The sequence below is a fragment of the Curvibacter microcysteis genome, from assembly GCF_028649455.1.
GTDB classification, from domain to species: domain Bacteria; phylum Pseudomonadota; class Gammaproteobacteria; order Burkholderiales; family Burkholderiaceae_C; genus Curvibacter; species Curvibacter microcysteis.
In genome coordinates, this window is the sequence record NZ_JAQSIO010000006.1 from 159,728 (window position 1) to 185,123 (window position 25,396).

At 67.9% G+C, this 25,396-nt stretch carries 23 protein-coding genes; 15 read left to right on the forward strand and 8 right to left on the reverse strand.

Features of this window, described 5'->3' with window-relative positions; translation table 11 throughout:
- Positions 1 to 62 precede the first annotated feature (62 nt).
- Complete coding sequence (fba, locus tag PSQ39_RS16130; RefSeq protein WP_273927858.1) at positions 63 to 1,127, forward strand: class II fructose-bisphosphate aldolase; 1,065 nt, start codon at positions 63 to 65, stop codon at positions 1,125 to 1,127.
- Positions 1,128 to 1,220: 93 nt separating this feature from the next.
- Complete coding sequence (locus PSQ39_RS16135; protein ID WP_273927859.1) at positions 1,221 to 2,132, forward strand: phosphoribosylaminoimidazolesuccinocarboxamide synthase; 912 nt, start codon at positions 1,221 to 1,223, stop codon at positions 2,130 to 2,132.
- Between the two features lie 280 nt (positions 2,133 to 2,412).
- Here the strand turns inward: PSQ39_RS16135 and trxA are convergent, their stop codons facing one another.
- Positions 2,413 to 3,369: a thioredoxin gene (trxA, locus tag PSQ39_RS16140; protein WP_273927860.1), complete on the reverse strand. Its 957-nt coding sequence runs from the start codon at positions 3,367 to 3,369 to the stop codon at positions 2,413 to 2,415.
- A gap of 107 nt (positions 3,370 to 3,476) precedes the next feature.
- Between trxA and purE the strand changes: the two genes are divergently transcribed.
- Genes purE through PSQ39_RS16160 form a run of 4 tightly spaced genes read left to right on the forward strand, consistent with a single transcriptional unit; the run spans position 3,477 to position 7,145 of the window.
- On the forward strand, positions 3,477 to 3,971 hold the full coding sequence (gene purE, locus PSQ39_RS16145; RefSeq protein WP_273927861.1) for a 5-(carboxyamino)imidazole ribonucleotide mutase: 495 nt from the start codon (positions 3,477 to 3,479) through the stop codon (positions 3,969 to 3,971).
- A complete protein-coding gene (locus PSQ39_RS16150; protein WP_273927862.1) occupies positions 3,968 to 5,146 on the forward strand; it encodes a 5-(carboxyamino)imidazole ribonucleotide synthase in 1,179 nt (392 codons plus the stop codon). Before purE ends, PSQ39_RS16150 begins: the two co-directional genes overlap by 4 nt.
- Positions 5,147 to 5,163: 17 nt before the next feature.
- On the forward strand, positions 5,164 to 6,153 hold the full coding sequence (locus tag PSQ39_RS16155) for an L-threonylcarbamoyladenylate synthase (protein WP_273927863.1): 990 nt from the start codon (positions 5,164 to 5,166) through the stop codon (positions 6,151 to 6,153).
- Between the two features lie 53 nt (positions 6,154 to 6,206).
- Positions 6,207 to 7,145, forward strand: coding sequence for an SGNH/GDSL hydrolase family protein (locus tag PSQ39_RS16160; protein ID WP_273927864.1), 939 nt, complete (start codon positions 6,207 to 6,209; stop codon positions 7,143 to 7,145).
- Positions 7,146 to 7,336: 191 nt separating this feature from the next.
- Here the strand turns inward: PSQ39_RS16160 and PSQ39_RS16165 are convergent, their stop codons facing one another.
- The 4 genes from PSQ39_RS16165 to dacB all read right to left on the reverse strand — a co-directional run bounded on the left by PSQ39_RS16165 (position 7,337) and on the right by dacB (position 11,619).
- Positions 7,337 to 8,056 carry an OmpW/AlkL family protein gene (locus PSQ39_RS16165; RefSeq protein ID WP_273927865.1) on the reverse strand — a complete coding sequence of 240 codons (720 nt, stop codon included), beginning with the start codon at positions 8,054 to 8,056 and terminating at the stop codon, positions 7,337 to 7,339.
- A gap of 24 nt (positions 8,057 to 8,080) precedes the next feature.
- A complete protein-coding gene (locus tag PSQ39_RS16170) occupies positions 8,081 to 9,694 on the reverse strand; it encodes an alpha/beta hydrolase family protein (RefSeq protein WP_273927866.1) in 1,614 nt (537 codons plus the stop codon).
- A gap of 142 nt (positions 9,695 to 9,836) precedes the next feature.
- The gene (locus PSQ39_RS16175; RefSeq protein ID WP_273927867.1) at positions 9,837 to 10,100 is read right to left on the reverse strand and encodes a SemiSWEET transporter; all 264 of its coding nucleotides are present in this window, start codon (positions 10,098 to 10,100) and stop codon (positions 9,837 to 9,839) included.
- Between the two features lie 43 nt (positions 10,101 to 10,143).
- Positions 10,144 to 11,619 carry a D-alanyl-D-alanine carboxypeptidase/D-alanyl-D-alanine endopeptidase gene (gene dacB, locus PSQ39_RS16180; protein WP_273927868.1) on the reverse strand — a complete coding sequence of 492 codons (1,476 nt, stop codon included), beginning with the start codon at positions 11,617 to 11,619 and terminating at the stop codon, positions 10,144 to 10,146.
- A gap of 107 nt (positions 11,620 to 11,726) precedes the next feature.
- Here dacB and PSQ39_RS16185 point away from each other — a divergent pair, with 107 nt between their 5' ends.
- From PSQ39_RS16185 to PSQ39_RS16220, 8 genes are all read left to right on the forward strand, one after another.
- Positions 11,727 to 12,710: a DMT family transporter gene (locus tag PSQ39_RS16185; protein WP_273927869.1), complete on the forward strand. Its 984-nt coding sequence runs from the start codon at positions 11,727 to 11,729 to the stop codon at positions 12,708 to 12,710.
- A 5-nt stretch (positions 12,711 to 12,715) separates the two neighbouring features.
- Complete coding sequence (tsaB, locus tag PSQ39_RS16190) at positions 12,716 to 13,417, forward strand: tRNA (adenosine(37)-N6)-threonylcarbamoyltransferase complex dimerization subunit type 1 TsaB (protein ID WP_273927870.1); 702 nt, start codon at positions 12,716 to 12,718, stop codon at positions 13,415 to 13,417.
- Positions 13,414 to 13,878 (forward strand): ribosomal protein S18-alanine N-acetyltransferase, encoded by a 465-nt coding sequence (gene rimI / locus PSQ39_RS16195; protein WP_273927871.1) that lies wholly within the window; start codon positions 13,414 to 13,416, stop codon positions 13,876 to 13,878. Before tsaB ends, rimI begins: the two co-directional genes overlap by 4 nt.
- On the forward strand, positions 13,875 to 14,663 hold the full coding sequence (locus PSQ39_RS16200; protein ID WP_273927872.1) for a uracil-DNA glycosylase family protein: 789 nt from the start codon (positions 13,875 to 13,877) through the stop codon (positions 14,661 to 14,663). Before rimI ends, PSQ39_RS16200 begins: the two co-directional genes overlap by 4 nt.
- Positions 14,664 to 14,817: 154 nt before the next feature.
- A complete protein-coding gene (pyrF, locus tag PSQ39_RS16205; protein WP_273927873.1) occupies positions 14,818 to 15,642 on the forward strand; it encodes an orotidine-5'-phosphate decarboxylase in 825 nt (274 codons plus the stop codon).
- Between the two features lie 37 nt (positions 15,643 to 15,679).
- The gene (locus PSQ39_RS16210; RefSeq protein ID WP_273927934.1) at positions 15,680 to 16,576 is read left to right on the forward strand and encodes a LysR substrate-binding domain-containing protein; all 897 of its coding nucleotides are present in this window, start codon (positions 15,680 to 15,682) and stop codon (positions 16,574 to 16,576) included.
- A gap of 159 nt (positions 16,577 to 16,735) precedes the next feature.
- Positions 16,736 to 17,725, forward strand: coding sequence for a tripartite tricarboxylate transporter substrate-binding protein (locus PSQ39_RS16215; RefSeq protein WP_273927874.1), 990 nt, complete (start codon positions 16,736 to 16,738; stop codon positions 17,723 to 17,725).
- 8 nt (positions 17,726 to 17,733) lie between these two features.
- Positions 17,734 to 18,729 (forward strand): M14 family metallopeptidase, encoded by a 996-nt coding sequence (locus tag PSQ39_RS16220; RefSeq protein WP_273927875.1) that lies wholly within the window; start codon positions 17,734 to 17,736, stop codon positions 18,727 to 18,729.
- Positions 18,730 to 18,736: 7 nt separating this feature from the next.
- Here the strand turns inward: PSQ39_RS16220 and PSQ39_RS16225 are convergent, their stop codons facing one another.
- Positions 18,737 to 19,672 carry an EamA family transporter gene (locus PSQ39_RS16225; protein ID WP_273927876.1) on the reverse strand — a complete coding sequence of 312 codons (936 nt, stop codon included), beginning with the start codon at positions 19,670 to 19,672 and terminating at the stop codon, positions 18,737 to 18,739.
- Positions 19,669 to 20,121 (reverse strand): acyl-CoA thioesterase, encoded by a 453-nt coding sequence (locus tag PSQ39_RS16230; RefSeq protein WP_273927877.1) that lies wholly within the window; start codon positions 20,119 to 20,121, stop codon positions 19,669 to 19,671. Before PSQ39_RS16230 ends, PSQ39_RS16225 begins: the two co-directional genes overlap by 4 nt.
- A 238-nt stretch (positions 20,122 to 20,359) precedes the next feature.
- Here PSQ39_RS16230 and PSQ39_RS16235 point away from each other — a divergent pair, with 238 nt between their 5' ends.
- Complete coding sequence (locus tag PSQ39_RS16235; protein WP_273927878.1) at positions 20,360 to 22,339, forward strand: EAL domain-containing protein; 1,980 nt, start codon at positions 20,360 to 20,362, stop codon at positions 22,337 to 22,339.
- A gap of 23 nt (positions 22,340 to 22,362) precedes the next feature.
- Here PSQ39_RS16235 and uvrA read toward each other — a convergent pair whose 3' ends face one another.
- Positions 22,363 to 25,302, reverse strand: a complete 2,940-nt coding sequence (uvrA, locus tag PSQ39_RS16240) for an excinuclease ABC subunit UvrA (RefSeq protein ID WP_273927879.1) — start codon at positions 25,300 to 25,302, stop codon at positions 22,363 to 22,365.
- Positions 25,303 to 25,396: the final 94 nt, after the last annotated feature.

Genomic DNA, 25,396 nt, shown 5'->3' on the forward strand with positions numbered 1-25,396 from the left:
CGCGGTTACCATGCAATTTGGTCGCGCCGGTCTGGTTTCATCACTTCTCACGGATCACCACCATGCCTCTCGTTTCCATGCGCGAACTGCTGGACCATGCCGCTGTCAACGGCTATGGCATCCCGGCCTTCAACGTCAACAACCTGGAGCAAGTCCAGGCCGTGATGGCTGCGGCCGACGAAGTGGGTGCGCCGGTCATCCTGCAAGCCAGCGCCGGTGCGCGCAAGTACGCGGGCGAGAGCTTCATCAAGCACCTGATCCAGGCCGCCTGCGAAGCGTACCCCCACATCCCCCTGGTCATGCACCAAGACCACGGCACCAGCCCCAAGATTTGCCAAGGCGCGATCGACCTGGGCTTTGGCTCGGTGATGATGGATGGCTCGCTGATGGAAGACGGCAAGACCCCGTCGAGCTTTGACTACAACGTCGAAGTGACCCGCAAGGTCGTCGAAATGGCCCACAAGACCGGCGTCACCGTCGAAGGTGAACTGGGCTGCCTGGGCAACCTCGAAACCGGCGACGCCGGCGAAGAAGACGGCATCGGCGCCGTCGGCAAGCTGGACCACAGCCAGATGCTGACCGACCCCGAAGAAGCCGCCACCTTCGTGAAGGCCACCCAACTGGACGCGCTGGCGATTGCCATCGGCACCAGCCACGGCGCCTACAAGTTCAGCCGCAAGCCCACCGGCGACATCCTGGCCATCAGCCGCGTCAAGGAAATCAACGCCCGCATCCCCAACACCCACCTGGTGATGCACGGCTCGTCGTCGGTGCCGCAAGAGCTGCTGGCCATCATCAACCAGTACGGCGGCAAGATGAAGGAAACCTACGGCGTGCCCGTCGAGGAAATCCAGGAAGCCATCAAGTACGGCGTGCGCAAGATCAACATCGACACCGACATCCGCCTGGCCATGACCGGCGCGGTGCGCAAGTTCCTGTTTGAGAACCCCGACAAGTTCGACGCCCGCGAGTGGCTCAAGCCCGCCCGCGAAGCCGCCAAGCAAGTCTGCAAGCAGCGTTACCTGGAATTCGGTTGCGAAGGTCAAGGTGGCAAGATCAAGGGCCAGACCCTGCAGGTCATGGCCGCCCAGTACGCCCAAGGCGCTCTGGCCCAGGTCGTGAACTGATTTGCGATAATCACGCTGAATAGCGCGAGCCCGTTGACTGTTCAACGGGCTTTTTTCATTTCTGGGTTGCCGAATATTTCTCACGCCAAAGCCATGTCCTCCGCCCTGCACACTTCCGCTCTGACTTCCCTGCCCCTGCTCGCCCGAGGCAAGGTGCGTGACAACTACGCCGTGGGCACCGACCGCATCCTGATGGTGGCCAGCGACCGCCTCTCGGCCTTTGACGTCATCATGGGCGAGCCCATCCCGGGCAAGGGCGAGCTGCTGACCCAGATGGCCTTGTTCTGGTTCGACAAGCTGGGCCACCTGTGCCCCAACCACCTGACGGGTGACGCCCCGGAGAGCGTGGTCAGCGCCGACGAAGTGGCCCAGGTCACGGGTCGTTCCATGCTGGTCAAGCGCCTCAAGCCCATCCCGGTCGAGGCCGTGGTGCGCGGCTACCTGGCCGGCAGCGGCTGGAAGGAATACCAAGAGAACCGCCATGTCTGTGGCGTGCCCCTGCCCGAAGGCCTGAAGAACGCCTCGCGCCTGCCGCAGCCCATCTACACGCCTGCGGCCAAGGCCGAAGCGGGTGAGCACGACGAAAACATCACCTTCGAGCGCACGGTCGAGATGATTGGTCTGGACCTGGCCACCCGCATCCGTGACATCAGCATCGCCATCTACCAGGCCGCTGCCGAGATCGCGCTGACCAAGGGCATGATCATTGCCGACACCAAGTTCGAGTTTGGCTTGGACACCGATGGCACCTTGGTGCTAATGGATGAGGTGTTGACCCCGGACAGCTCGCGTTACTGGCCCGTCGAAGGCTACGACGCCGCCTTTGCTGCCGGCGAAAACCCGCCCAGCTACGACAAGCAATTCGTGCGCGACTGGCTGGAAGCCGTGCGCATCAATGGCGCGCCCTGGAACAAGACCGCCCCCTCGCCCCGCCTGCCGCGCGAGGTCATCGAAAAAACCGCCGCCAAGTACCGCGAAGCCCTGGAGCGCCTGACCGCCGCCTGAGCGGCATGAAGCCAGCGCCGCGCCCGGCTCAGGCTGGGCGCATCTCCCCTGTCGCCCAGGCCAGGCAGTGTTGCATGGCGATCAGGCCGTCCCTTCTGGGAGTCCGCCACCCACACGCACAGGAGGCACGAGGCATTCACCCCAGCGTGTGAATGAGCCCCTCTCAGTTCGAGCAAGTCGGTATTGAGTGGAGATCAGGCCGGCGCCGGGCCGCCCCCAAGGCGGCCTGCGGCCCCCTCGGGGGGCAGGGAGCGACACGCAGTGCGCGACCGTGGGGGCCTCAATTCAAGGCCATGCTCAGCTTGCGGCGATAACGGGCCACCAGCTCGGCTTGCGGGTCCAGCGCGGCCACGCTCTTGCCAGCCAACTCGATCCCGCCGGCGGACTTGCCACTGGCGTCCGCGCTGGCCTTGGGCTTGGGTGGGGTCAGCAGCTCCAGCAAGGCCACATAGGTCTTGCGCGCGGCTTCTTCGTTCCAGGTCTTGTCGCGCATGATGATCTCCAGCAGCTCGTCCATGGCGCCGGTGGAGTCGCCCGCTGCGATCAGCACGCGGGCCTTGGCAAATCGGGTGTCGAAATCGCGCTTGTTCTCGGCGATCTTGGCGTCGAAGGCCGCCAGCTCCCACTGACCGCGCTCGTCGCTGCCGACAAACGCCAAGGCTTCCATCCAGTGCAGCAAGGCTTCAAAGCGCAGCGGCTTGGGGATGCGCGTCAGCGGCTCGGCGATCAGCGCCCGGGCCTCTTCAAAAATACCGCTGCCGATCAGCAGGCGCGCATAGTCGTAGCGGGCCTCGTCGTTGCTCGGGTCGGCGGCCAGCGCGTCGGCCAGCTTCGCCATGGCCGCTTCGGTGTCGCCCGCTTCGAGCAGGGCCTCGGCCTCTTCGGTTTCTGCTTCGGCTTGCAGGACTTCTTCCGAGGGCAGGTGCTTGTCCAGGAAGGCCCGCAGTTCAGCGGGCGGGATGGCGCCCATGAAGCCGTCCACCGGCTTGCCACCCATCAGCAAGATGCAGGTGGGCAGGCTGCGGATGCCGAAGGCGCTGGCCAGCTGCTGCTCTTCGTCGGCGTTGATCTTCACCAGGATGAAGCGGCCGGCGTACTCTTCTTCGAGCTTTTCCAGCATCGGGCCCAGCTGTTTGCAGGGGCCGCACCAGTCGGCCCAGAAGTCCACCAGCACGGGGGTTTGCATCGAAGCAGCGATGACTTCGGTTTCAAAGTTTTGGATCGTGACGTCAATCATTTCGTAGCCTTCTGGGCCTAAAAGTAAAATTCAAGGTTGCAACCCGGCGCACCCGGTTGTGGCAGACCAAAATCGGCCTGCCAACCCGCGCCGAACCCAACAGCCCTATGACAAGCATTCAAATTGGCGTGGTCATGGGTTCCAGCAGCGACTGGGACACCATGCAGCATGCAGTCCAGATTCTCCAGCAATTCGGCATCGCCCACGAAGCCCGCGTGGTCTCGGCCCACCGCATGCCGGACGACATGTTCGCCTACGCCGAATCGGCGGCCGGTCGTGGCCTCAAGGCCATCATCGCCGGGGCCGGCGGTGCAGCCCACCTGCCCGGCATGATCGCGGCCAAAACCACGGTGCCGGTGCTCGGCGTGCCGGTGGCCAGCCGCCACCTGCAAGGTGTGGATTCGCTGCACAGCATTGTGCAGATGCCCAAGGGCATCCCGGTGGCCACGTTCGCCATCGGCACCGCGGGTGCCGCCAACGCGGCCCTGTTCGCGGTGGCCCTGCTGGCCAATGAAAGCCCCGAGCTGCGCCAGCGCCTGGAGGCCTTCCGCGCCGAGCAGACCGAAGTGGCCCGCGCCATGACCTTGCCGCCCGTCGCATGAGCCGCGCCCCCTTGCTCCCCGCCGTGCAGGCGGAAACCACCCTCGGCGTGCTCGGGGGCGGCCAGCTGGGCCGCATGTTCGTCCATGCCGCGCAGCAAATGGGTTACTTCACGGCGGTGTTGGACCCCGATCCCAGCAGCCCGGCCGGCCGCGTCAGCCACCACCACATCCAGACCGACTACCTGGACCCGCAAGGCCTGGCCGAGCTGGCCCGCCTGTCCTGCGCGGTGACCACCGAGTTCGAGAACGTGCCCGCGCAAGCGCTGGAGCAACTGGCCGCCACGCGCCCGGTGGCCCCCGCCGCGTCGGCCGTGGCCATTGCCCAGGACCGCGCCCGTGAAAAGGCCCATTTCGTGGCCTGTGGCGTGCCCTGCGCGCCCTACGCCGTGATCGACACCCCGGCCCAACTGGCGGCGGTCGACGAGTCCCTGCTGCCCGGCATCCTGAAGACGGCGCGCCTGGGCTATGACGGCAAGGGCCAGGTCCGCGTCAAGACGCGTGAGGAGCTCAACGCCGCCTGGGCCGGGCTCAAGCAAGTGCCTTGCGTGCTCGAAAAAATGCTGCCCCTGGCCAGCGAGTGCTCGGTCATCGTGGCGCGTGGCGCCGACGGTGCCATGGTCAACTTCCCGGTGCAGCGCAACCTGCACCGCGAGGGCATTCTGGCGGTGACCGAGGTGTTCGAGGGCAACCTGCCCGCCGCGCTGGCCGAGCAGGCCGTGGCGGCTGCGCGTTCGGTGGCCACGGGCCTCGACTACGTGGGCGTGCTGTGCGTCGAATTCTTTGTGCTGGCCGATGGCTCCCTGGTGGTCAACGAGATCGCGCCGCGCCCGCACAACAGCGGCCACTACACGATCGACGGCTGCGACCTGTCCCAGTTCGACCTGCAGGTGCGGGCCATGGTGGGCCTGCCCCTGGTGCAGCCGCGCCTGCACAGCCCCTCCATCATGCTCAACCTCTTGGGCGACCTGTGGTTTGCACCGGGCGCGAACGAGGCTGTCACGCCCCCCTGGGACCGCGTGCTGGCCTTGCCAGGCACCCACCTGCACCTGTACGGCAAGCTCGACGCCAAGCGGGCCCGCAAGATGGGCCACCTCAACATCACCGCCGCCACGCCCGAAGCGGCGCGCGCTGTGGCCTTGCAGGCCGCTGCCGTGCTGGGCCTGGAAGCGTTTTGAACGATGAGGGACGCAGCATGATCCTCGATGGGCAAGACAGCGCCTCGGTGCAGGCCGCCGCGCAGGCCCTGGCCGCCGGTGAGCTGGTGGGCCTGCCCACCGAGACCGTCTACGGCCTGGCCTCCGACGCCAGCCGCGATGACGCCGTGGCCAAGATTTACCAGGCCAAGGGCCGACCTGCCGACCACCCCTTGATCGTCCACGTGGCCGACGCCGCGGGCGCAGACCACTTCGCCCACCAGGTGCCCGACTTTGCCCGTGCCCTGATGCAGGCTTTTTGGCCGGGGCCGCTGACCCTGATCCTGCCGCGCCGCCCCGAGGCAGGTGCGGCCGCAGCCGGTGGCCAGGACTCGGTGGGCCTGCGTTGCCCCTCACACCCGGTGGCCACGGCCGTGCTGCGCGCCTGCGTGGCCTTGGGCGTGCACGGCCTGGCCGCGCCCAGCGCCAACCTGTTTGGCCGCGTCAGCCCGACCACCGCCGCCCATGTGCAAGGTGAGTTCGGCCCGGACCTGCTGGTGCTCGATGGGGGCGCCTGCCAGGTGGGCATTGAGTCGACCATCGTGGACTGCACGCGTGGCGCACCGGTGCTGCTGCGCCCGGGGGGCATCACGCGCGATCAGATCGAGGCCGCCTGCGGTCAGGCCCTGCGCACCCGCGAGGAACTGGCCAGCCCCGACCCGCGGGCCTCGGGCACGCTGGAGGCGCATTACGCGCCCCTGGCCAAGGTGCGTCTGATGGACGCCCAGGCCTTGCAGACCGCCTTGGACGTGCTGGGCCCGCAGGCCAGCGGGATGGCCGTGTACGCACGCAGCCCTGTGCGCCCAGCCAGTGGGCAGGTCTTGGTGCGCCGCATGCCCGACGACGCCGAGGCCACGGCGCAACAACTCTTTGCCGCCTTGCGCGGTTTTGACGAGGCCGGGGTCAAGCTGATCTGGGTCGAAACCCCGCCGGCGGGCGCGGCCTGGGAAGGCGTGCGCGATCGTTTACAACGGGCCGCTGCGGCCTGAAGGCCAGGGTGGCCTGTGCTCGTTAAACTACCCGGCATCTTTTGGAGATTTCAATGACTGGAAAATGGTTGCGCCGCGCTGTGTTGCTGGCGGCTTGTGCATCGGCTGCCGTGCTCACCGCTTGCGGCTCCAGCACCATCGAATCGGCTTTGGCCCCTTCGCGTTTCATCGCTTTTGGTGACGGCCTGAGTGACCTGGGCCAATCGGGCTCGCGCTACACCGTCAACGACGGCACCGTCAACGTCTGGACCCAGCAAGTGGCAACCAGCTACGGCCTGAACCTGAGCACGGTGTCGGCCGGTGGCAAGAGCTACGCCCGTGGCCACGCGCGCCTGATCAGCACGACCGACGACGTGGGGGGCAGCACCCTGTCGGTCAAGCAACAGGTGGACGCCTTCCTGGCCGCCGACAAGTTCGGTGGCAACGACGTGGTCTTCATCAACGGCGGCCTGGGCGACCTGCTGGCCCAGTACGCTGCCAGCACCGACGCCACGGCACTGAGCAACGTCATGTCCCAAGCCGGTACCGACCTGGGCACGCAAGTGCGCCGCCTGGTCACGGCGGGCGCCAAGTACGTGGTGGTGTCGGGCCTGTACGACGTGAGCAAGTCGCCCTGGGGCGTGGCTTCGGGCCAGGCCAGCAACATCAGCTCGGCCGTGCTGAAGTTCAACAGCGCCCTGCTGCTGAGCATCAACGACCTGGGCGCCAATGTGCTCTACATCGACGCGGCCTACTACTACAACCTGGTGATCGCCAGCCCGAGCGGCTATTCCTTGACCGACTCGACCAACATCGCCTGCACCTCGGTGGACAGCGGCAAGGGCATCGGCATTGGCACCAGCCAAGTCAACGCCAGCCTGTGCACCACCAGCACGCTGGCCAGCGGTGTCGACTACACCAAGTACACCTTTGCCGACAAGGTTTACTTCACCCCGGCCGCGCAAACCCTCTACGGCACCTATGCCTACGGTCGCATGAAGTCGCGCTGGTAAGCCAATCGGGGAGCGCTGTGGGGCCGTGGCCTCCTCAGCGCTCACCAGGCGTCCATGGCATCCACCAGCGTCACCTGACGCTGGTTTTTTTTCGCCCGCCCGGCCTTCGGGCGAGGGCCAAAAAAAAAGCCGACCCCGGGAGGTCGGCCCAACACGGGGCCGCAGCCCCAAGCCTCAGAAGCGCATCGGACTCAGAAGCGGTAGCCGGCGGCCACAGTCAACACCACAGGGTGGAAGTTGATGTCCATGACCCGGGCGGCGCCCGCGGTGGTGGCGGTCAGCTTGGTCTTGACCCGCGCAGTGGCCACCGAGCCGTGGATCGACCACTTGTCATTGATGCGGTAGTCCAGGCCCACTTGCGCGGCCAGGCCCCAGGAGTCGCTGAGCTGGATGTCGGTCGGCCCGCCGTTGAGCGAGTTGCCGGTCGGGGTGGAGCGGCGCTCGTCGAAGCGGGTGTAGTTCAGGCCCAGGCCCACAAAGGGGCGCAGCGCGCTGCTGCTGTCACCAAAGCTGTAGTTGAGGAACACCGTGGGCGCCAGTTGCCGGATGCGCGCAATGGTCTGGCCTTGGTAGGCCGACACCACATAGCCCGGCACGATGCTGGGGTTGAGCTTGGCGGTGACGTCGTGGGTGGGCGGCAGGCCCAGGGCCAACTCCACCTCAAAGCGGTCGTCGATCTTGCGTGCCACGGAGAAGAACAGCGTGCTTTCGTTCTTCACCTCCAGGCTGATGCCCGAGTTGGGCTTGAACAAAAACGGGCCGGTCGCGTCCGAAGCCGAGGAGTGGGGCGCGATGTTGGAGTAGCCCACGCGCACGGTGTAATCCTGGCTTTGGGCTTGCGCCTGGGTGTGCAGGCCCGCCAGGGCCAGGGTCAGGGCGGCGGCGCCGCCCAGGGACTTGCAAATGGTCATGATGAGGTCTCCTGGGATCGGGGGTCAGACGCCGGCAGCCAGCACTTGCTGGAAGAAGCCACGGGCCGCCACGGTGCAGAAAGGCGGCACCAAACCGCCGTGGTAGGACTGGATCACGGCGCTGGCACCCCCATCGGTGGCACCCGCAGCGACGGCCGCTGCCGCGGTCGCGGCCTTGGCGGTGGCGAAGCCAACCTTGGCGGCGGCAAACGGATCGCTGGCGCTGGTGGCGGCGGAGTCCACGTCCAGCACCGACAGCAGACCGGTGCCGGCGGCCATGGCCGAAGGTGCCGTCCACAGCTTTTGCATCAGCTGGGTGTTGACGCTGAAGTACACCGTCGGGTCGCTGTTGCCGCCGCACATCAGCACCGGGCGGGTGGGCGTCCAGTTGCGCAGGTCATTGCGCTTGAAGGCTTGGCGCAGCGGGTTGCCTGGCGCGCTGGCGGGCAGGCCGGTGGTGCTGGCTGGCAAGGCGCCATCGGGGTTGGCCATGGCGTCCATCAGGTAGCTCAGGCGCGAGGCATTGGTCACCAGGGGGCTGCTGCCAAAGCCCAGGGCGAACAGCGGCGCCTGGGCGGCGGGCGTGGTCGGCGGGGTGATGGCGTTGAGCGTGGCCTGCAGTGCCGCTGGCGAGCCCGCAGGCGCGGTGGGCGGCGTGCTGCTGAACAGCGCGGTCTGCGGCAGCTTGCCTTGCTGCAGCAGGGTCGTCAGCGAGCTGGTGCTGGGCAGCAGGGACTCGATGCCGGTGGCGTAGGCCGTGCTGTAAATGTCGGTGGTGGCGCTGTACAGGTTGCCGTAGGCTTTTTGGAAGCTGGTGGTCAGCATCGGCGTGAAGATGGTCGAGCCCAGGTTCACGTTGCCGTAGTAGACCGAGTCCACCAAAGCCGCCAGCGCATAGGGGCCGGACATCGGTGCCGAGGCCGTCACGGTCTGGCCGGCGGCCTGCAATGCCTTGTGGGTGGCCATGGCCACATGGCCGCCTTGCGAGTAGCCACTGATGAACAGCTTGCCGGAGTCGCTGGTGCCCACGTTGGGCAGGGCGGTGCGGGCAGCCGCCAGTGCGTCGATCATGTCCTTGGACTGCTGGTCGGCGTTCAGGTAGGGGTGGTAGCTGAGCTTGGACGCGTCGTAGCCCGCGTAGTTGGGCGCCACCACGATGAAGCCTTGGGCCGCAAAGGTGGCGGCCACCAGCAGGCTTTCGGTGTAGGCCGAGCCTGCGGAATCCAGCACGTTGGCCAGGTTGTAGGCTTTGTCGGTGGTGGTGCCGTGGGCGTACAGCACGATGGGGCGCGGGCCGCTGCAGGCGGCTTCGGTGCCGGTGGGCACCATCAAGGCGCCGGTGGCATTGGTGGCTTCGCCGGCGCCGCCAACGGTGCCGTATTGCAGGTAGCGGAAGTCGACACCGCACTTGGGCGTGCCGGCCACGGCCAGCAAGGACTTGCCGCTGCTGCTGGCGCTGAGCTGGCTTTGCAGCACGGCGGCAGTCAGTCCGGTGACGCGCAGCGGCGGGTTGAATTGCAGCGAGCCGCGGGCTCCGCTGTTGTCGGTGCTGGTGCTGCCGCCGGTGTCAGAGCCGCCGCCGCAGGCTGCGAGCATGAGGGCGGCGATGACCGGGGCGAGGCCGGTGTAAGGGCGCATGGGGTGTCTCCTGTTAAAATAGAACGATCGTTCGTTTTTGCAGGATCCATCGTAGGCCCACCCAGACAGAAGGGGCAGCGGGAAAGTACCAGTGGCGCGCGTTGCCCCGGCTGGCAGCGGGTGACCCGGTCGCGGGGGCGCTTCAGTGCCGGTCGCGGTAGCGCAATTTCATCCCTAGGATGCTGGCCGCCAGCGCCAGGGTGACGGCGTTGGCTGCCACGATGGGCCAGGCGCCCAGGGTCAGGCCATAGACCAGCCACAGCGCCACCCCGGTGGTGAACACGCTGTACATGCCCAGCGAAATGCCGCGCACATCGCGCGTTTTGAAGGTCAGCCAGGCCTGGGGCACAAAGCTGCAGGTGGTCAGGCAGGCGGCCAGGTAGCCAATCAGGTCAGACAAAGACATGGTGAGTCCGTTCAATGCGAGAGGGCGGGCGGGGCGGCGCGGCTCAGGGGCTGGCGCTCAGGTTCTGGTCGCGGGCGGTCCAGTCGATCAGGGCTTCGATGACCGGGCGCAGCGCCCCGGCCTGGGGGTGGTTGGCCAGGGCCACCAGGGCGTAACGCCGGCCGCTGGCGCCGTGCACCACGCCCGCCACGGCGGTCACGTCGCGCAGGCTGCCGGTTTTCAGGTGGGCGGCACCGACCACGCCGTTTTGCCCTTGGCCCCAGCGCCGCATCGTGCCGTCCACGCCGCTCAGGGGCAGTGAGGACAGCAGCTCCGGCATGGTGCCGCCCGCCCAGGCGGCTTGCAGCACCCGGGCCAGGGCCTGGGCGCTGATGCGGGTCTCGCGGCTCAGGCCTGAGCCGTTGTCGATCACGGGGGCGTCGGCCTCGCCAAAGCGGCTGCGCCACCACTGGCCCATCAGCTCGCGCGAGCCTTCGGGGGTGCCCACCCCTTTTTGCGCCAGGCTCAAGGTCAGGAACAGCTGCTGCGCCATCACGTTGTTGCTGAACTTGTTGATGTCGCGGATCACCTCGGCCAGCGGCGGCGAGGCCAGGCTGAAGACCGGCTTCAGGCCGGCGGGCACACGCCCGTCGCGCACTTGGCCGCCCAGGCGCCCGCCCAGGTCCTGCCACAGGGCGGCGATGGCGCGCGCGTTGTAGCTGGCCGGGTCGGCATAGGCCTGAGGCCAGAGTTTTTCACCGCAGCTGGCCGGGTAGCCGCCCGCCAGGCTGAGGCGTGCCGGGTCGCTGAGCTGGGCTTTCAGCCCGGTGCGCCAGTCGCCGCAGTCGCCGGCCAGCAGGGGCACGCTGGCGGTCCATTGAACGCCGGCCAGGGGCGGGTCCAGTTGCACATGGGCCACGCCGGCGGCGGGGTCAGGCACGAAAGTCAGCACCAGGGAGCGGTAGTTGATGAGCAGCGCGTCCGAGGCCGCGTTGTAGGGCTTGAGGGGCTCGCCATCAAAGTCAGCCGGGTTGCTGGCGGGCAAATCAAAGGCGCTGCGGTCGAGCACGATGTCGCCGCTGATCTGGCGGATGCCCAGGCCTTGCACGCGGCGCAGCAGCAGCCACAGGCGCTCCAGCACCAGCTTGGGATCGCCCTGCCCTTTGATGACCAGGTTGCCTTGCAGGGTGCCGTCCCGCACTGGGCCGTCCAGGTAAACCGGGGTGTTCCAGCTGTAGGCCGGGCCCAGCAAGTCCAGCGCGGCCTGGGTGGTCAGCAGCTTCATCACGGAGGCCGGGTTCATGGGCGCGTTGGGGCGCAGCGCCAGCCGGGGCGCGCGCTTGTTGCCCAGTTCGGTGACCAGCAGGCTGACCGATTCGCGCGGCAGGCGGGAGCGGGTCAGCGCGGCCTCGATCTCAGTCGGCAGTGGGGCCTGGGCGGCGGCCAGCCCGGCGCCGCCCCAACAGGCGGCGCACAGGCCCCACCAGAGGGCGCGTCGCAGCGGGCGCACAAAGCCAGAAAAAACAGGGAATGAAGACATGGAAACAGCAGGTTGAAGGCGCGTCGCAGTGTCGCATGAAGCCGGTTGATCCCGGCCTGCTGCGCCCGGCTTGAAACGCAGTCGGCCCATTTCAGGATAATCCCCCCATGCGTTTTTCTTCCCGCACGGTGGGCTTGGCCGCCGCCGTCGTCACGGTCCTGATCTGGACCGCCTTCATCGTCATCGCCCGAGCCTCGGCGCAACGCAGCCTCACCCCTTTTGACATCGCCTTCCTGCGCATTGTCGGGGCCTCGGCTGTGCTCATGCCCTGGGCGCTGTGGCGGGCGCGCCAGGCGCGTGCCGAGGGGCGCTTTGGCGGCAGCCTGGGCGGCTTGTCACCCTTGGGGCTGGGACAGACCGCCCTGCTGGGCGTGTTTGGTGGCCTGGCCTATGCGGTGCTGGCCTATGGCGGTTTCTTTTTTGCCCCGGCCGCGCACGGCTCGGTGCTGATGCCCGGCAGCCTGCCTTTGTGGGCTTCCCTGCTCAGCGTGGCTTTGCTGGGCGAGCGCTTCGCCGGTGCCCGTTTGCTGGGCTTGGGCCTGATCGTGCTGGGCGACCTGATGGTGGGCGGCGCCAGCCTGTGGGCCGCCCTGAGCGGCCAGGGCGCGGGCGATGTCTGGAAGGGTGACCTGCTCTTCATGGCCGCCAGCAGCTGCTGGGCCACTTACAGCGTGCTGGTGCGCCGCGAGGGCGTGGACGCCGTGCGCGCCACCATGGCCGTCACCGCCTTCGCCTTGGTGTCCTATGTGCCGGTCTATGCGCTGCTCACCAGCCTGGGGGCGCTGCCCAGTCACTTGTTGAAGGCCCCGGTGGGTGAGGTGGTGTTCCAGTTGCTGTTCCAGGGCGTGGGCTCGGTGGTGATTTCAGGCATCACTTTCACGCGCATGATTCAGCACTTTGGCCCGGTGCGCTCGACCATGATCACCGCCCTGGTGCCTGGCCTGTCCGCCTTGGGCGCGGTCGCCTTGTTGGGCGAGCCCCTGGTTTGGAACCTGCTCGCCGGCCTGGCCCTGGTCACCCTGGGCATTGCCTGTGGCGTGCGGGCCCGACCCCAGCCTTTGGCGCCCACCTCTCCTTTGACTGTGAAATGAACCCCATGAAATTCCTGGCCTTTGACACCAGCACCGAGCGCCTGTCCCTGGCCGTGGGCCACGGCGACGCGGTCTGGGCCGAGTCGGCCCCCGGCGGCGCCCAGTCTTCGGCGACCCTGATCCCTGCTTTGTTGGCCTTGCTGCAGCAGGCCGGGCTGCGGCTGGACCAGCTTGACGCGATCGTGTTTGGCAGTGGCCCGGGTTCCTTCACCGGTCTGCGCACCGCCTGTTCGGTGGCCCAGGGCCTGGCCTTTGGGGCCAACCTGCCGGTGCTGCCCATCAGCACCTTGCTGGCGGTGGCCGAAGAGGCGCGTCACCAGCAAGGCGCCACCCGCGTGGTGGCCGCGCTGGACGCGCGCATGGACGAGGTCTACCACGCGGCTTTTGAATGGCGTGACGGCGCCGAGCCTGGCTGGCTGGCGCCGGCCGACTTCAACCTGGGCGCGCCCGAGTCGGTGCCCCTGCCCGAGGGCTGGGTGCTGGCGGGCAGCGCGGCCCAGGCCTACCCTGGCCGCATGGCCGGTGGCGCCGACAGCCTGGCCCTGTTGCCCACGGCCAGCGCCCTGCTGCGCCTGGCGCCGGCGCTGTGGCGCGCCGGCCAGGCCGTGCCGGCGGATGAGGCTTTGCCCTTGTACATCCGCGATAAAGTCGCCAAAACCACGCTTGAACGCGAAGCTGAAAAAGCTGCCCAAGTCCCCCACCCATGAGTGCCGTCATGCCCGTGCGCGAAGCCCGTTTTGAGACCTTGACCGAGGCCTGGCTGGACCAGGTCATGGCGGTGGAGCAAGTGGCCTACACCCACCCCTGGACGCGGGGCAACTTTCTGGACTCGGTCAAGGCCGGTTACCAGGCCCAGGTGCTGGTGGGCGAAGACACTGTGATTGGCTACTTTGTGGCCATGAAGGGCGTGGACGAGGTGCACCTGCTCAACATCACCGTGGCGCCGACTTTCCAGCGCCAGGGCTGGTCGCGCGTGATGCTGGACGCCCTGGACACCTGGTCGCGCGGCCAGGGCGCGCAGTGGGTGTGGCTGGAGGTGCGCGTGTCCAACCCGCGCGCCCGCACGGTGTACGAACAACATGGCTACCAGCGCATGGGTGTGCGCAAGGCCTATTACCCGGCGCTCGATGGGCGCGAGGACGCCTTGGTGATGAGCTTCAAACTATGACCCTGAACCTTGATGCGCGCCAGCGCGCCATGCTGGAAGAAATGCACGTCCCGTTCTGGTGGCCCGAGCCGCCCCTGGCGGGCGAGTTGCTGGCGCCCCCAGGCCCAGAGGTGGCCACTTCCGCCTCGGCGCCGAGGGCCCCCCAGGCCGATTGGCCAGCGGCCCACGATGCCCCCGCAGCGGTCCGGGCGCCCGCCCCGCCCACGCCAGCCCCTGCACCGGTGCCCGCTCCGGTGGCGCGCGCCGTGCCCGCGCCACCCCCGGCGATGCGCCCCGGGCCTGCTTCCTCGGCCCAGGCGCCCAGCCTTTGGCAATTGCACCCGGCCCAGGCCTTGTTCGGCACCCCGCCCGTGCCCGGTGGTTTCCTGCTGGTCACCGAGGCCGTCTGGCCCGGCGAGGACCCGCTGGCCGACAGCGCCGGCGCGGCCGGCCAGTTGCTGGCCAACATGCTGCGCGCCATGCGCCTGCACCAGCCCCCGCGCGCCTGGCTGGCGGGCCTGAGCCGGCGTCCGGCCGGTGAGGCCGCCGAGCCCCTGCCGTGGCGCGAGTTGCTGCAAGCCCAGCAACCGGGTCTGGTGCTGCTGATGGGGCGCACCGCGGCCCGCGAGGCCCTGGGCCGCGACGAACCGCTGGGCCGCCTGCGGGGCCAGGTGCACGACCTGCATGGCGTGCCAGCCATCGTCACCTACGACGCGTCCTACCTGCTGCGCACCCAGGCCGACAAGGCCCGGGCCTGGGCCGATCTGTGCCTGGCGCTGAGCCAGCCCGGCGTGGCCCTTGCTTGAGGGGCGCCCTGCAGCAGGGCGCTCAAAAGGGTGTTCAAAAGGGCGAAGCAGCCCTCCTGCACCCCGGGCGCGACCCGCGTCCAGGGACGCCTGCCAAGCCCTCGGATCCGAGCCGCGCAGCCCGTGTGCAACGCGGGCTCTTAAAATGGCGGCCATGACCTTCCTCGACATGCTCCGCGCCGCCGAGCAACAAAACGGCTCCATGCTCTGTGTGGGCCTGGACCCCGAACCCACCCGCTTCCCGGCCCAGCTCAAGGGCGACGCCAACAAGATCTACGACTTCTGCGCCCGCATCGTGGATGCCACGGCCGATCTCGCCATCGCCTTCAAGCCACAGATCGCCTACTTCGCGGCCCACCGCGCCGAAGGCCAGCTGGAGCGCCTGATGGAGCACATGCGCCGGGTCGCCCCGCACGTGCCCATCATCCTGGACGCCAAGCGCGGCGACATCGGCTCCACCGCCGAGCAGTACGCCAAAGAGGCGTTTGACCGCTACGGCGCCGACGCCGTGACCCTGTCGCCCTTCATGGGTTTTGACTCGGTCATGCCCTACCTCAAGTACGAAGGCAAAGGCGCCTTCTTGCTGTGCCGCACCTCCAACCCCGGCGGTGACGACCTGCAAAACCAGCGCCTGGCCTCGGTCGATGGCCAGCCCCTGCTGTACGAACACGTGGCGCGCCTGGCCCAAGGTTCCTGGAACCTGAATGGCCAATTGGGCCTGGTGGTGGGCGCCACCTACCCCGCCGAGATCGAACGCGTGCGCGCCCTGGCGCCCACGCTGCCCTTGTTGATCCCAGGCGTGGGGGCCCAGGGCGGCGACGCCGTGGCCACGGTGCGTGCAGGCTGGAAGCCGGGCGCGCCCATCGTCGTCAACTCCTCCCGCGCCATCCTGTACGCCTCCTCGGGCGATGACTTCCAGGAAGCCGCTCGCCGCGAAGCCCTGCGCACGCGCGACCTGCTGCAAGCCGCCCGCGGCTGAGGCCGCCATGAGCGCGCCGGCGTCCACCCGCCCCCCGCTGCAGCTTCAGTGGCTGGAAGACCTGGTGGCGCTGGCGCAAACCCACAGCTTCACGCGCGCGGCCGCGCTGCGCCACGTCACCCACCCGGCGTTCGGGCGCCGCATTCGGGCGCTGGAGGACTGGGCGGGTACCCCCCTGGTCACACGCGGGGCCGGTCCGGTGGCGCTGACCGCTGCGGGCGAGAGCCTGCTGCAAGACGCGCGTGGCCTGCTGCAAGGGCTGAGCCAGGCGCATGAGTCCCTCCTGGGGGCCGCCGGCCGCACCCAGCACACCCTGACCCTGGCCACCGGGCGCACCTTGGCGCGCACCCTGGTGGCCGACTGGCTGCGTCAGCTGCAGCCCTGCCTGGCTCAGGCCCAGGTGTTGATCCGTACCCGCTCCCTGGCCGACACGGTGCGCATGTTGGAGCGCGGCGAGGTCGACTTCATGCTGACCTACCACCACCCCTTGCTGGCCTGGCCGATTCAGGCGCGCCAGTACAGCCACCTGACCCTGGCCCACGACGAGCTGATCCCGGTGTGCCGCGCTGACGCCCAGGGCGTGCCCCACATCCCGCATCTGGCCGAGCAGCCCTGGCCCTACCTGGCCTATGCCGACAGCCTGGCCTTGGGGCGCCTGGTGCAGGACCACTTGGCCAACCATCCGCAGGCGCCCGCGTTGCGCCGCGTGATCGAGTGCGACTCCGCCGACGCGCTGCTGGAGTACGCCTTGCAGGGCCTGGGCGTGGCCTGGTTGCCGGCCTCGCTGGTGATGGCGGCCTGCCACAGCGGCACCTTGTGCCGTGTGGGCTCGGCGCGGCTGGCCGTGCGATTTGAGGTGCGGCTGTACCGCCCCAAGCGCCGCCTCTCGCCGCTGGCCGAGCGTGTCTGGCAGCTCACCGAGGCGCAGCACTGAACCTGCCCGCGCCTGGCGGGTGTTGGTGAGGCGTGCCAGATCGGCACCGCTTGGGGCCTATTCAGCACCTGGGAGCCCCCAGGTCTGCGGGACAATCGATGCGCTGACGCCCTGGCGGCGCGGCCCCCGCCCCTGACCTTTGACCGACCGGAGCCGTTCATGACCTCTGTGCAAACCCCTTCTTGGCGCCGCCGCGCCCTCTGGCCCGTGCTGGGTGCCCTGGCCTTGGCGGCCAGTGGGGCCCAGGCCGACAGCTACCCCGACAAGCCCATCACCCTGGTGGTGGGTTACCCGCCTGGGGGCAGCACCGACCTGATGGCGCGCACGCTGGCGCCCGAGCTGTCCAAGCGCCTGGGCACGCCCGTGGTGATCGAGAACTTGGGCGGTGCGGGCGGTGCCATCGGCGCCCAAAAAGTGGCCAGCGCATTGGCCGATGGCTACACCTTGCTGGTCGCGGCCAACAATGAGATCGCCATCAAGCGCCTGGTGGCGCCCGCCAGCGTCAAGTACGAGCAGCGCGACTTCACGCCCCTGGGCTTGATCGCTTCCCAGCCCATGGTGCTGGTGGCCTCGCCCAAAACTGGCGTCAAGACCACGGCGGAATTCCTCAAACTGGTCAAGGCCAACCCGGGCAAGTTCACTTATGGCACGTCGGGCGTGGGCACGGCCCTGCACCTGGCTGGCGAGATGATGAAGGACCAGGGCGGCCTGTTCATGACCCACATCCCCTACCGCGGCGTGGCGCCGCTGACCACCGACTTGCTGGGCAGCAATGTGGACTTCGGCGTGTTTGTGTTGTCCAGCGGCCTGCCCCTGATCCAAAGCGGCAAGCTGATCGCGCTGGGCACCACCGAGCGCCGCCGCGCCCAGGCCACGCCCGAGGTGCCCGCCATTGCCGAGACCCCGGCGCTCAAGGGCATCGACATCAGCTCCTGGTTTGCCTTGCTGGGCCCGGCCCGCCTGCCCGAGCCGGTGCTGGTCAAGCTCAAGAAGGCGCTGGCCGAATCGCTGCAAGCCCCGGACTTGCGCAAAAAGCTCGAAGAAACCGGCTCGGCGATCGCCGCGCCTCAGCTCGACCTGGGCAAGTTCATGGCCGAAGAAACCGCCAAGTACAAGCGCATCGTCGAATTTGCCCGCATCGAAGAATGAGTCCGTCCATGAGTCCCACGTCCCGTTTCACGCGCGCCCAGGTGGCGCCCCTGTCCTTTGACCTGCCATGCCCCGAGCTGGGCGCCTGGCGTGCTGGCAACACCGGGGTCGAGGGCGTCTGGCAGTTTGACGGTGCCGAGCCGGGCCGCCACGTCATGATCAGCGCCCTGGTGCATGGCAACGAGCTGTGTGGCGCCTGGGCCTTGTTGGGCCTGTTGCAGGCCGGCCTGCGCCCGCAGCGCGGTCGCCTGACTTTGGCGTTCTGTAACCTGGCTGCCTTCGACCGCTTTGACCCGGCTCAGCCCGATGCCGCGCGCTTTGTCGAGGAGGACCTGAACCGCCAATGGCGGGTCGAGCGCATGGTCGCCGGTGGCAGCCAGGAGCGCCGGCGCGCGGCCGAACTGCGCCCCTTTGTCGAGCAGGCCGACTGGCTGCTGGACCTGCACTCCATGCACGAGCCCGGCCAGCCCCTGCTGCTGACCGGCGTGCAGCCGCGCAACCTGGCGCTGGCACGTGCCCTGGCCGCGCCCGAGCACATCGTGGTCGACGCGGGGCATCAAGACGGCGTGCGCATGCGCGACTTTGGCCGCTTCGGCGAGCTGAGCGACAACGGCACCCGCTCGCTGTTGATTGAATGTGGCTTTCATGGCGACCCGGCCAGCCGCCGCGTGGCGCAGGACGCTTGCGTGCGCTTTTTGCAGGTCTCGGAGGCGCTGGACGGCGCTCAGCTGGACGCGGCCTTGCCCGGCTGGCGTCAGCCGCCCGCCCCGCGCCAATGGGCGCTGGAGGTGACCGGCCCGGTGGTGGCGCGCAGCGAGCAATTCGCCTTCACCGAAGCCTTTGTCGGCCTGGAGTGCATCGCTCAGGCCGGCACGGTCATTGGCGACAACGACGGCCAGCCCGTGACCACGCCCTATGACGACTGCGTGCTGGTCATGCCTTCGGTGCGTCAGGCGCGCGCGGGTGTGACCGTGGTGCGCTTTGCGCGCCGCCGCCTCTTGTAAGCGGGTCTCAGCGGGGGCGACGCAGCCAGAGCAGCCAGCGTTCGCCGCCCAGCACGCAAGCCAGGGCGGCCACCACCAGCGCAATGCCCGCCCACTGCCAGGCGGTGATGACCTCGCCCAGCAGCACATAGCCGGCGCTCAGGCCCACCACGGGCACGCCCAGGCTGAAAGGGGCCACCCGGTTGGCCGCATGGCGCTGCATCAGCCGCGTCCACAGCATGTAGCCCAGCACGCTGGCCATCCAGGCCAGGTAGGCCAGCGACAGCCAGGCTTCCCAAGGCGCTTGCAGCCAGTGCCAGCGCAGCGCGGGCGGGTCCACCGCCAGGGACAGCGCCACAAAGGGCAGGATGGGCACCAGGCAGCTCCAGACCACAAAGCCCAAGGGGTCGAGGTGGGGGCTGTCTTCGCGCGCCTTGCGGATCACGATGTTGGAGCTGGCCCACAGCGCCGCAGCGCACAGGTTGAGCACAAAGCCCCAGAAGGTGGTGTGGCCCGCGTCGCCCTCCGGCCCCAGGTAGTTGAGCCCAAAGCACATCAGGCCCAGGCAGGCCAGCAGCAGGCCTATCTGCAGTGCGCGGCCTGCTTGCTCACGCAGCAGCCAAAAGCCCAGCACGGCGGTGATGAAGACCTGGGTCTGCAGCAGCACCGAGGCCAGGCCGGCGGTCATGCCCACCTGCAAGGCGAAAAACAGAAAGCCGAATTGGCCCACGCCCTGCGTCAGGCCATAGAGCAGGAGCCACTTCCATGCCACCTGGGGGCGACGCACCAGCAGCACCAAAGGAAAGGCCGCCACCAGGTAGCGCGCGGCCCCCAGCTGGAAGGGGGTGAAGTCGCGCAGCCCGATCTTCATGGCCACGAAGTTCAGCCCCCAGATCACCACCACGCACAGGGCCGACAGCAACTCTCGGTGGCTGAAGCGCAGTGGGGCGGCGTCGGCGCTCAATGCGGCGCCTGGGGGTTGGCCTTGGCGGCTTCGATGTGGGCTTGGGCGCGCTGCGCCAGGGCGATGTCACCGGGTGTTTCGGGCGTGAAACCGTCCACCGGGATGGGCTGGCCGTGCGAGTCCACCGACACGAACACGATCAGGCATTCGGTGGTCTTGGCCATCTGGCCGCTCTTCATGTCGCCGCTGCGCACCTCGACCGAGATGTTCATGCTGGTCTTACCGGTGTAGGCCAGGCGGGCTTCGACCTCGACCAGGTCGCCAATCATGATCGGGCGGTGAAAGCGGATGCCGCCCACGAAAACCGTCACGCAGTAGCGTTTGGACCAGCTGGTGGCGCAGGCGTAGCCGGCTTCGTCGATCCATTTCATGACGGTGCCGCCATGGACTTTGCCCCCGAAGTTGACGGTGCTGGGCTCGGCGAGGAAGCGAAGAACGATGGAGTGCATGGGTCGTGGACTGAGGCTTAAAGCCCGCATTATTCCCGACCAATGGCATTTCAACAGCGGCTCGGCGGAACTGAGCGGCGCAGGGTGGGGCCGTCGGTCGGATCGAACTGGGTGAAATCCTCGCCCACCGCAAGAATCATTTTTCCCAATCGATGTTTCTCGGTCCCGGGAGGGTGGGGGGATGGGCCCCACGGGGACGGCAGCACGCTCACTGATCCAATGCCCAAAGGAGCTCGGCATGGCCCTCGGCCTGGTTGACCTGATGTTTGAATCGCTCAAGCGGCTCGCCCCAGACGCGCCCTTGCTGTGTTTGCAAGGCGGGGCCCTGGTTGGGCTGCTGGCCGCTGTGCTGCTGGTGTCCCGGCGTCTTAATCTGAGGCTGCCCGAGCGCAGCCTGGCCATGGGGGTGGCGGTGGGCTTGACCGGCTACGTGGTGGGGGCCTTGGCCTCAACCTATGGCGAAGGGGTGGTCCGCCCCACCCTGGTGATCGATTTTTTGTTTCTGGGAGCGTTTCTGGGCGGGCGCGTCGGGGGGCTGGCCTGTTTTGCCTTGGTGGAGCTGGCCCGCTGGCAATTCGCAGGCATCTTGCACCCCTTGGCCGCGCTGGCCGATGGTTCGGTCCATGTGATGGCGGGTTGGCTCATGCGCCATGTGCTGGACCCGCAGGCCTTGTTGCCACTGCGCCTGCGAACCGTCTGTTTGGTTTGGGTCATGCGTTTGGCCTCCACCGTGGTGGGCGCCATGGTCGGTTCGTTGATCAGCGATTCGCCGGACGAGGTCTTGATCAGCGTCTGGCAGGGGCGGTCCACCGTGCTGCCCATCTCCTTCATCATCATCTACAGCCTGCTGCAGTTGCTCAGCAATGACGCGCAAATCGACGCGCAACACGCCCGCGAGCAGGAGGCCCTGCGCCTGGACCCGGTCAGCGGACTGGCCAACCGGCGCGCCCTCAACGAGTTCATGGTCCAGTCTTGGCAAGGAACAGCCGAGCGCCCGGCCTGTTTGGCGGTGCTGGAGCTGGGCAATGTGCGCGATTTTCTGTCGCGCTACGGCCATGAACAGGCCTGCCAGCAGTGGCGCGCCAGTGGGCTGGAGCAGGGGGGGGCTTTGTTGCAGGAGGTGCTGTGGCGCTTGCGGGTGTACCGGCCCTGGGCCTTCCAGTACAGCGATTTTTCCCTGGGCCTGTTCCTGGATGGCGTCAGCCTGCCCCACCTGGAAGCCAGCCGCGAACTCGAGCCCGTGTTGCTGCGTTGCGAGCAGGGCCTGGCCGAGGCCTGGCCAGGCTTTCGGCCGGTGCTGCGCTGTGCCGTGGTGGAGCTGGCCAGCCCGTCTCAGACCGAGGGCCTCACCGTGCCTTACCGCGAAATCACCATGGCCCTCAACTCCTTGTTTGCAGGCGTGGCCTACTTCAACGGGCTGATGCAGCGCGACACCGCGCTGGACGCCTTCATCGAGTCCCAACTGGGTTTTTGGAGCGACCCCGCGCGCATGCCGATCTGGCTGCAGCCCAAGCTCAACCTGGTCAGCGGCCAGGTGATGGGGGCCGAGGCGCTGCTGCGCCTGAACGACCCGCAGGAGCGCCCCATCGCACCCATGCGCGTGATCTCCGCGCTGCGCCGCTGTGGTCGCTTGTTTGAGTTCGAGTGGGCTTCGGTGACGGCGGTGGTCCATCTGCTGCGGCGCTTCGGTCGGGGCTTGCCTGGGGTGTCGATGGCGGTCAATGTGTCGGCCGAGTCGCTGCGTCGGCAGGGGTTTTCCGAGGCGGTGTGGCGCTTGCTGGCGCAGTGCCAGGTGCCCCCGGATCAGTTGCGGCTGGAGATCGTCGAGTGGAGTGAGCTGGTCAACGACCCCCAGGTGCGTGACAACCTGCAAGACCTGAGCGCGCGCGGCGTACCCCTGTCGATCGACGACTTTGGCACCGGTTACTCCAACCTGTTGCTGCTCACGCGCTTTCCGTTTTCGGAGGTGAAGATTGACCAGACCCTGGTCAATTCCCTGGACGACCTCAAGTCGCTGGCGGTGGTGGAGCACATCGTCGAGCTGGCCCACCGCTGCCAGGCCTCGGTGGTGGCCGAAGGGGTGGAGACCCCCAGCCTGGCGGCCCAGGTGCGATCGCTGGGGGCGGACATGGGCCAGGGCTATTTGTTCTCGCAGGCCTTGCCGCCCGACGAATTTTTAGCCTACTGCCAGCGCCCGCCCGAGGTGCTGCCGGCCTGAGCCGGCTCAGACCTCGAACCCCCCTAGGCCCGCGCCGTTTGTGCCGCAGGCAGCAGGCGTGCTAGGTAGTGCCCGGTGTGACTGGCCGGCAGCGCGGCCAGGGCTTCGGGCGTGCCGCAGCCCACCACGGTGCCGCCACCCGCGCCGCCTTCGGGGCCCATGTCGATCAGCCAGTCGGCGGTCTTGATGACGTCCAGGTTGTGCTCGATCACCACGATGGTGTTGCCCGCGTCGCGCAGTTGGTGAATCACCTTCAGCAGCAGGGCGATGTCGGCAAAGTGCAGGCCGGTGGTGGGCTCGTCCAGGATGTAGAGCGTGCGACCGGTGTCGCGCTTGGACAGCTCCAGCGCCAGCTTGATGCGCTGCGCCTCACCGCCCGACAAGGTGGTGGCCGATTGGCCCAGCTTGATGTAGGACAGGCCCACCTCCAGCAGGGTTTGCAGCTTGCGCGACAAGGTGGGCACGGCCTTGAAGAACTCTGCGGCGGCTTCCACCGTCATGTCCAGCACCTGGGCGATGTTGCGGCCCTTGTACTGCACCTCCAGGGTTTCGCGGTTGTAGCGCTGGCCCATGCAGACGTCGCAGGGCACGTAGACGTCGGGCAAGAAGTGCATCTCGACCTTGACCACGCCATCGCCCTGGCAGGCCTCGCAGCGCCCGCCCGCCACGTTGAAGCTGAAGCGGCCCGGGCCGTAGCCGCGTTCGCGCGCGGTGGGCACCTCGGCCATCAGCTCACGGATAGGGGTGAACAGGCCGGTGTAGGTGGCCGGGTTGCTGCGCGGCGTGCGGCCGATCGGCGACTGGTCCACGTTGATGACCTTGTCGAACTGGTCCAGCCCTTCGATCGCGTCGTGCTCGGCCGGTTCGGCGTGGGCGCGGTGGATCTGCTGCGCCGCGGCGGTGTAGAGGGTTTCGTTGACCAGGGTCGACTTGCCCGAGCCCGAGACCCCGGTCACACAGGTCATCAGCCCGACCGGGAAGTCCACCGTCACGTTCTTCAGGTTGTTGCCCCGCGCGCCTTCGATGCGGATCACCTGCTTCGGGTCCTTGAGGGTGTGGCGCTGGGCGGGCACTTCGATCTTTTTGGCGCCGCTCAAGTACTGGCCCGTCAGCGAGTTCGGGTTGTCGCGGATGTCTTCAAAACTGCCCTGGGCCATGACCCGGCCCCCGTGGATGCCGGCGCCCGGGCCCATGTCGATGACGTGGTTGGCCGCGCGCATCATGTCTTCGTCGTGCTCGACCACCAGCACGCTGTTGCCGATGTCGCGCAGGTGCTCCAGCGTGCCGATCAGGCGGTCGTTGTCGCGCTGGTGCAGGCCGATGCTGGGCTCGTCGAGCACGTACATCACGCCGGTCAGGCCCGAGCCGATCTGGCTGGCCAGCCGGATGCGTTGCGATTCGCCGCCGGACAGAGTCTCGGCGCTGCGGTCCAGGCTCAGGTAGCTCAGGCCCACGTCGTTGAGGAACTTCAGCCGCGAGGCGATTTCGCGCACCACCTTGTCGGCGATCTCGCCCTTGGCGCCCGGCAGGCGCAGCTGCAAAAAGTAGTCGTAGGACTCGCGCAGCGTCAGGTGGCTGATCTGGAAGATGGCGCGGGCCTCGGGCCCTTCGCCCAGGCGCACATGGCGCGCTTCGGTGCGAAGGCGCGCGCCGCCGCAGTCGGGGCAGGCCTGGGTGCTGCGGTAGCGCGCGAGCTCTTCGCGCACGATGGGCGAGTCGGTTTCGCGGTAGCGCCGCTGCATGTTGGGGATGATGCCCTCGAAGGGGTGCTTCTTGGCCACTTTGCGGCCGTCGGCGCCGTCCAGGCTGTACTGGAAGCGGATCTCTTCCGTGCCCGAGCCGTACAGGATGGCCTGGCGAGTGGCCTCGGGCAGGGACTCGAAAGGGCTCTCGATGTCGAAGCTGTAGTGCTTGGCCAGGCTCTCCAGCATGGAAAAGTAATGGGCGTTGCGCCGGTCCCAGCCCTTGATGGCGCCGCTGGCCAGGCTCAGCGAGGGGAAGCTCGCCACGCGCAGCGGATCAAACACCTCGGTCACGCCCAGGCCGTCGCAAGACGGGCAGGCGCCCACCGGCGAGTTGAAGGAGAACAGGCGCGGCTCCAGCTCGCTGAGCGAGTAGCTGCACACCGGGCAGGCAAAGCGGGCGTTGAACAGGTGCTCGGCCGGACCTTGGCTGGCCGGGTCCGGCTCCATCTCGAGCGCGATGGCGCGGCCTTCGGCCAGGCGCAGCGCGGCCTCAAAGCTCTCGGCCAGGCGTTGCTGCATGTCGGGACGCACCTTGAGGCGGTCGATCACCACATCGATGTCGTGCTTCTCGTTCTTCTTGAGCGCCGGCAGCTGGTCAAATTCGTAGGACTCGCCGTCGACCCGGAAGCGCACATAGCCCTGGGCCTGCATGTCGGCGAACAGCTCCAGGTATTCGCCCTTGCGCTCGCGGGCCACTGGGGCCAGCACCATGACCTTGGTTTCGGCCGGCAAGGCCAGCACCGCGTCCACCATCTGGCTCACCGTCTGGGCTTGCAGTGGCAGGCCATGCGTGGGGCAGTGCGGCGTGCCGGCGCGGGCGAACAGCAGGCGCAGGTAGTCGTGGATTTCGGTCACCGTCCCCACGGTGGAGCGCGGGTTGTGGCTGGTGGCCTTCTGCTCGATGCTGATGGCGGGCGACAGGCCCTCGATCACATCCACATCGGGCTTGTCCATCAGCTGCAGGAACTGGCGCGCATAGGCCGACAGACTCTCTACATAGCGGCGCTGGCCCTCGGCGTACAAGGTGTCAAAAGCCAGGCTGGACTTGCCCGAACCAGACAGGCCGGTGATGACCACCAGCTGGTTGCGCGGGATGTCGAGGTCGATGTTCTTCAGGTTGTGCGTGCGCGCCCCGCGAACGCTGATGCGCTGCTGCTGCACCAGGCTGGCCAGGTAGCGACCGTTGGAAGAAGCGCTGTCGGGGGCGGTGGGGTTCACAAGGTTCCGAACTGAGGAAAACCCTCCATGATAGAGATGCTGGCACGGTTTGGTACAGCGTGACCTGGCGGGCTTCACCGACAATACGGTTTTT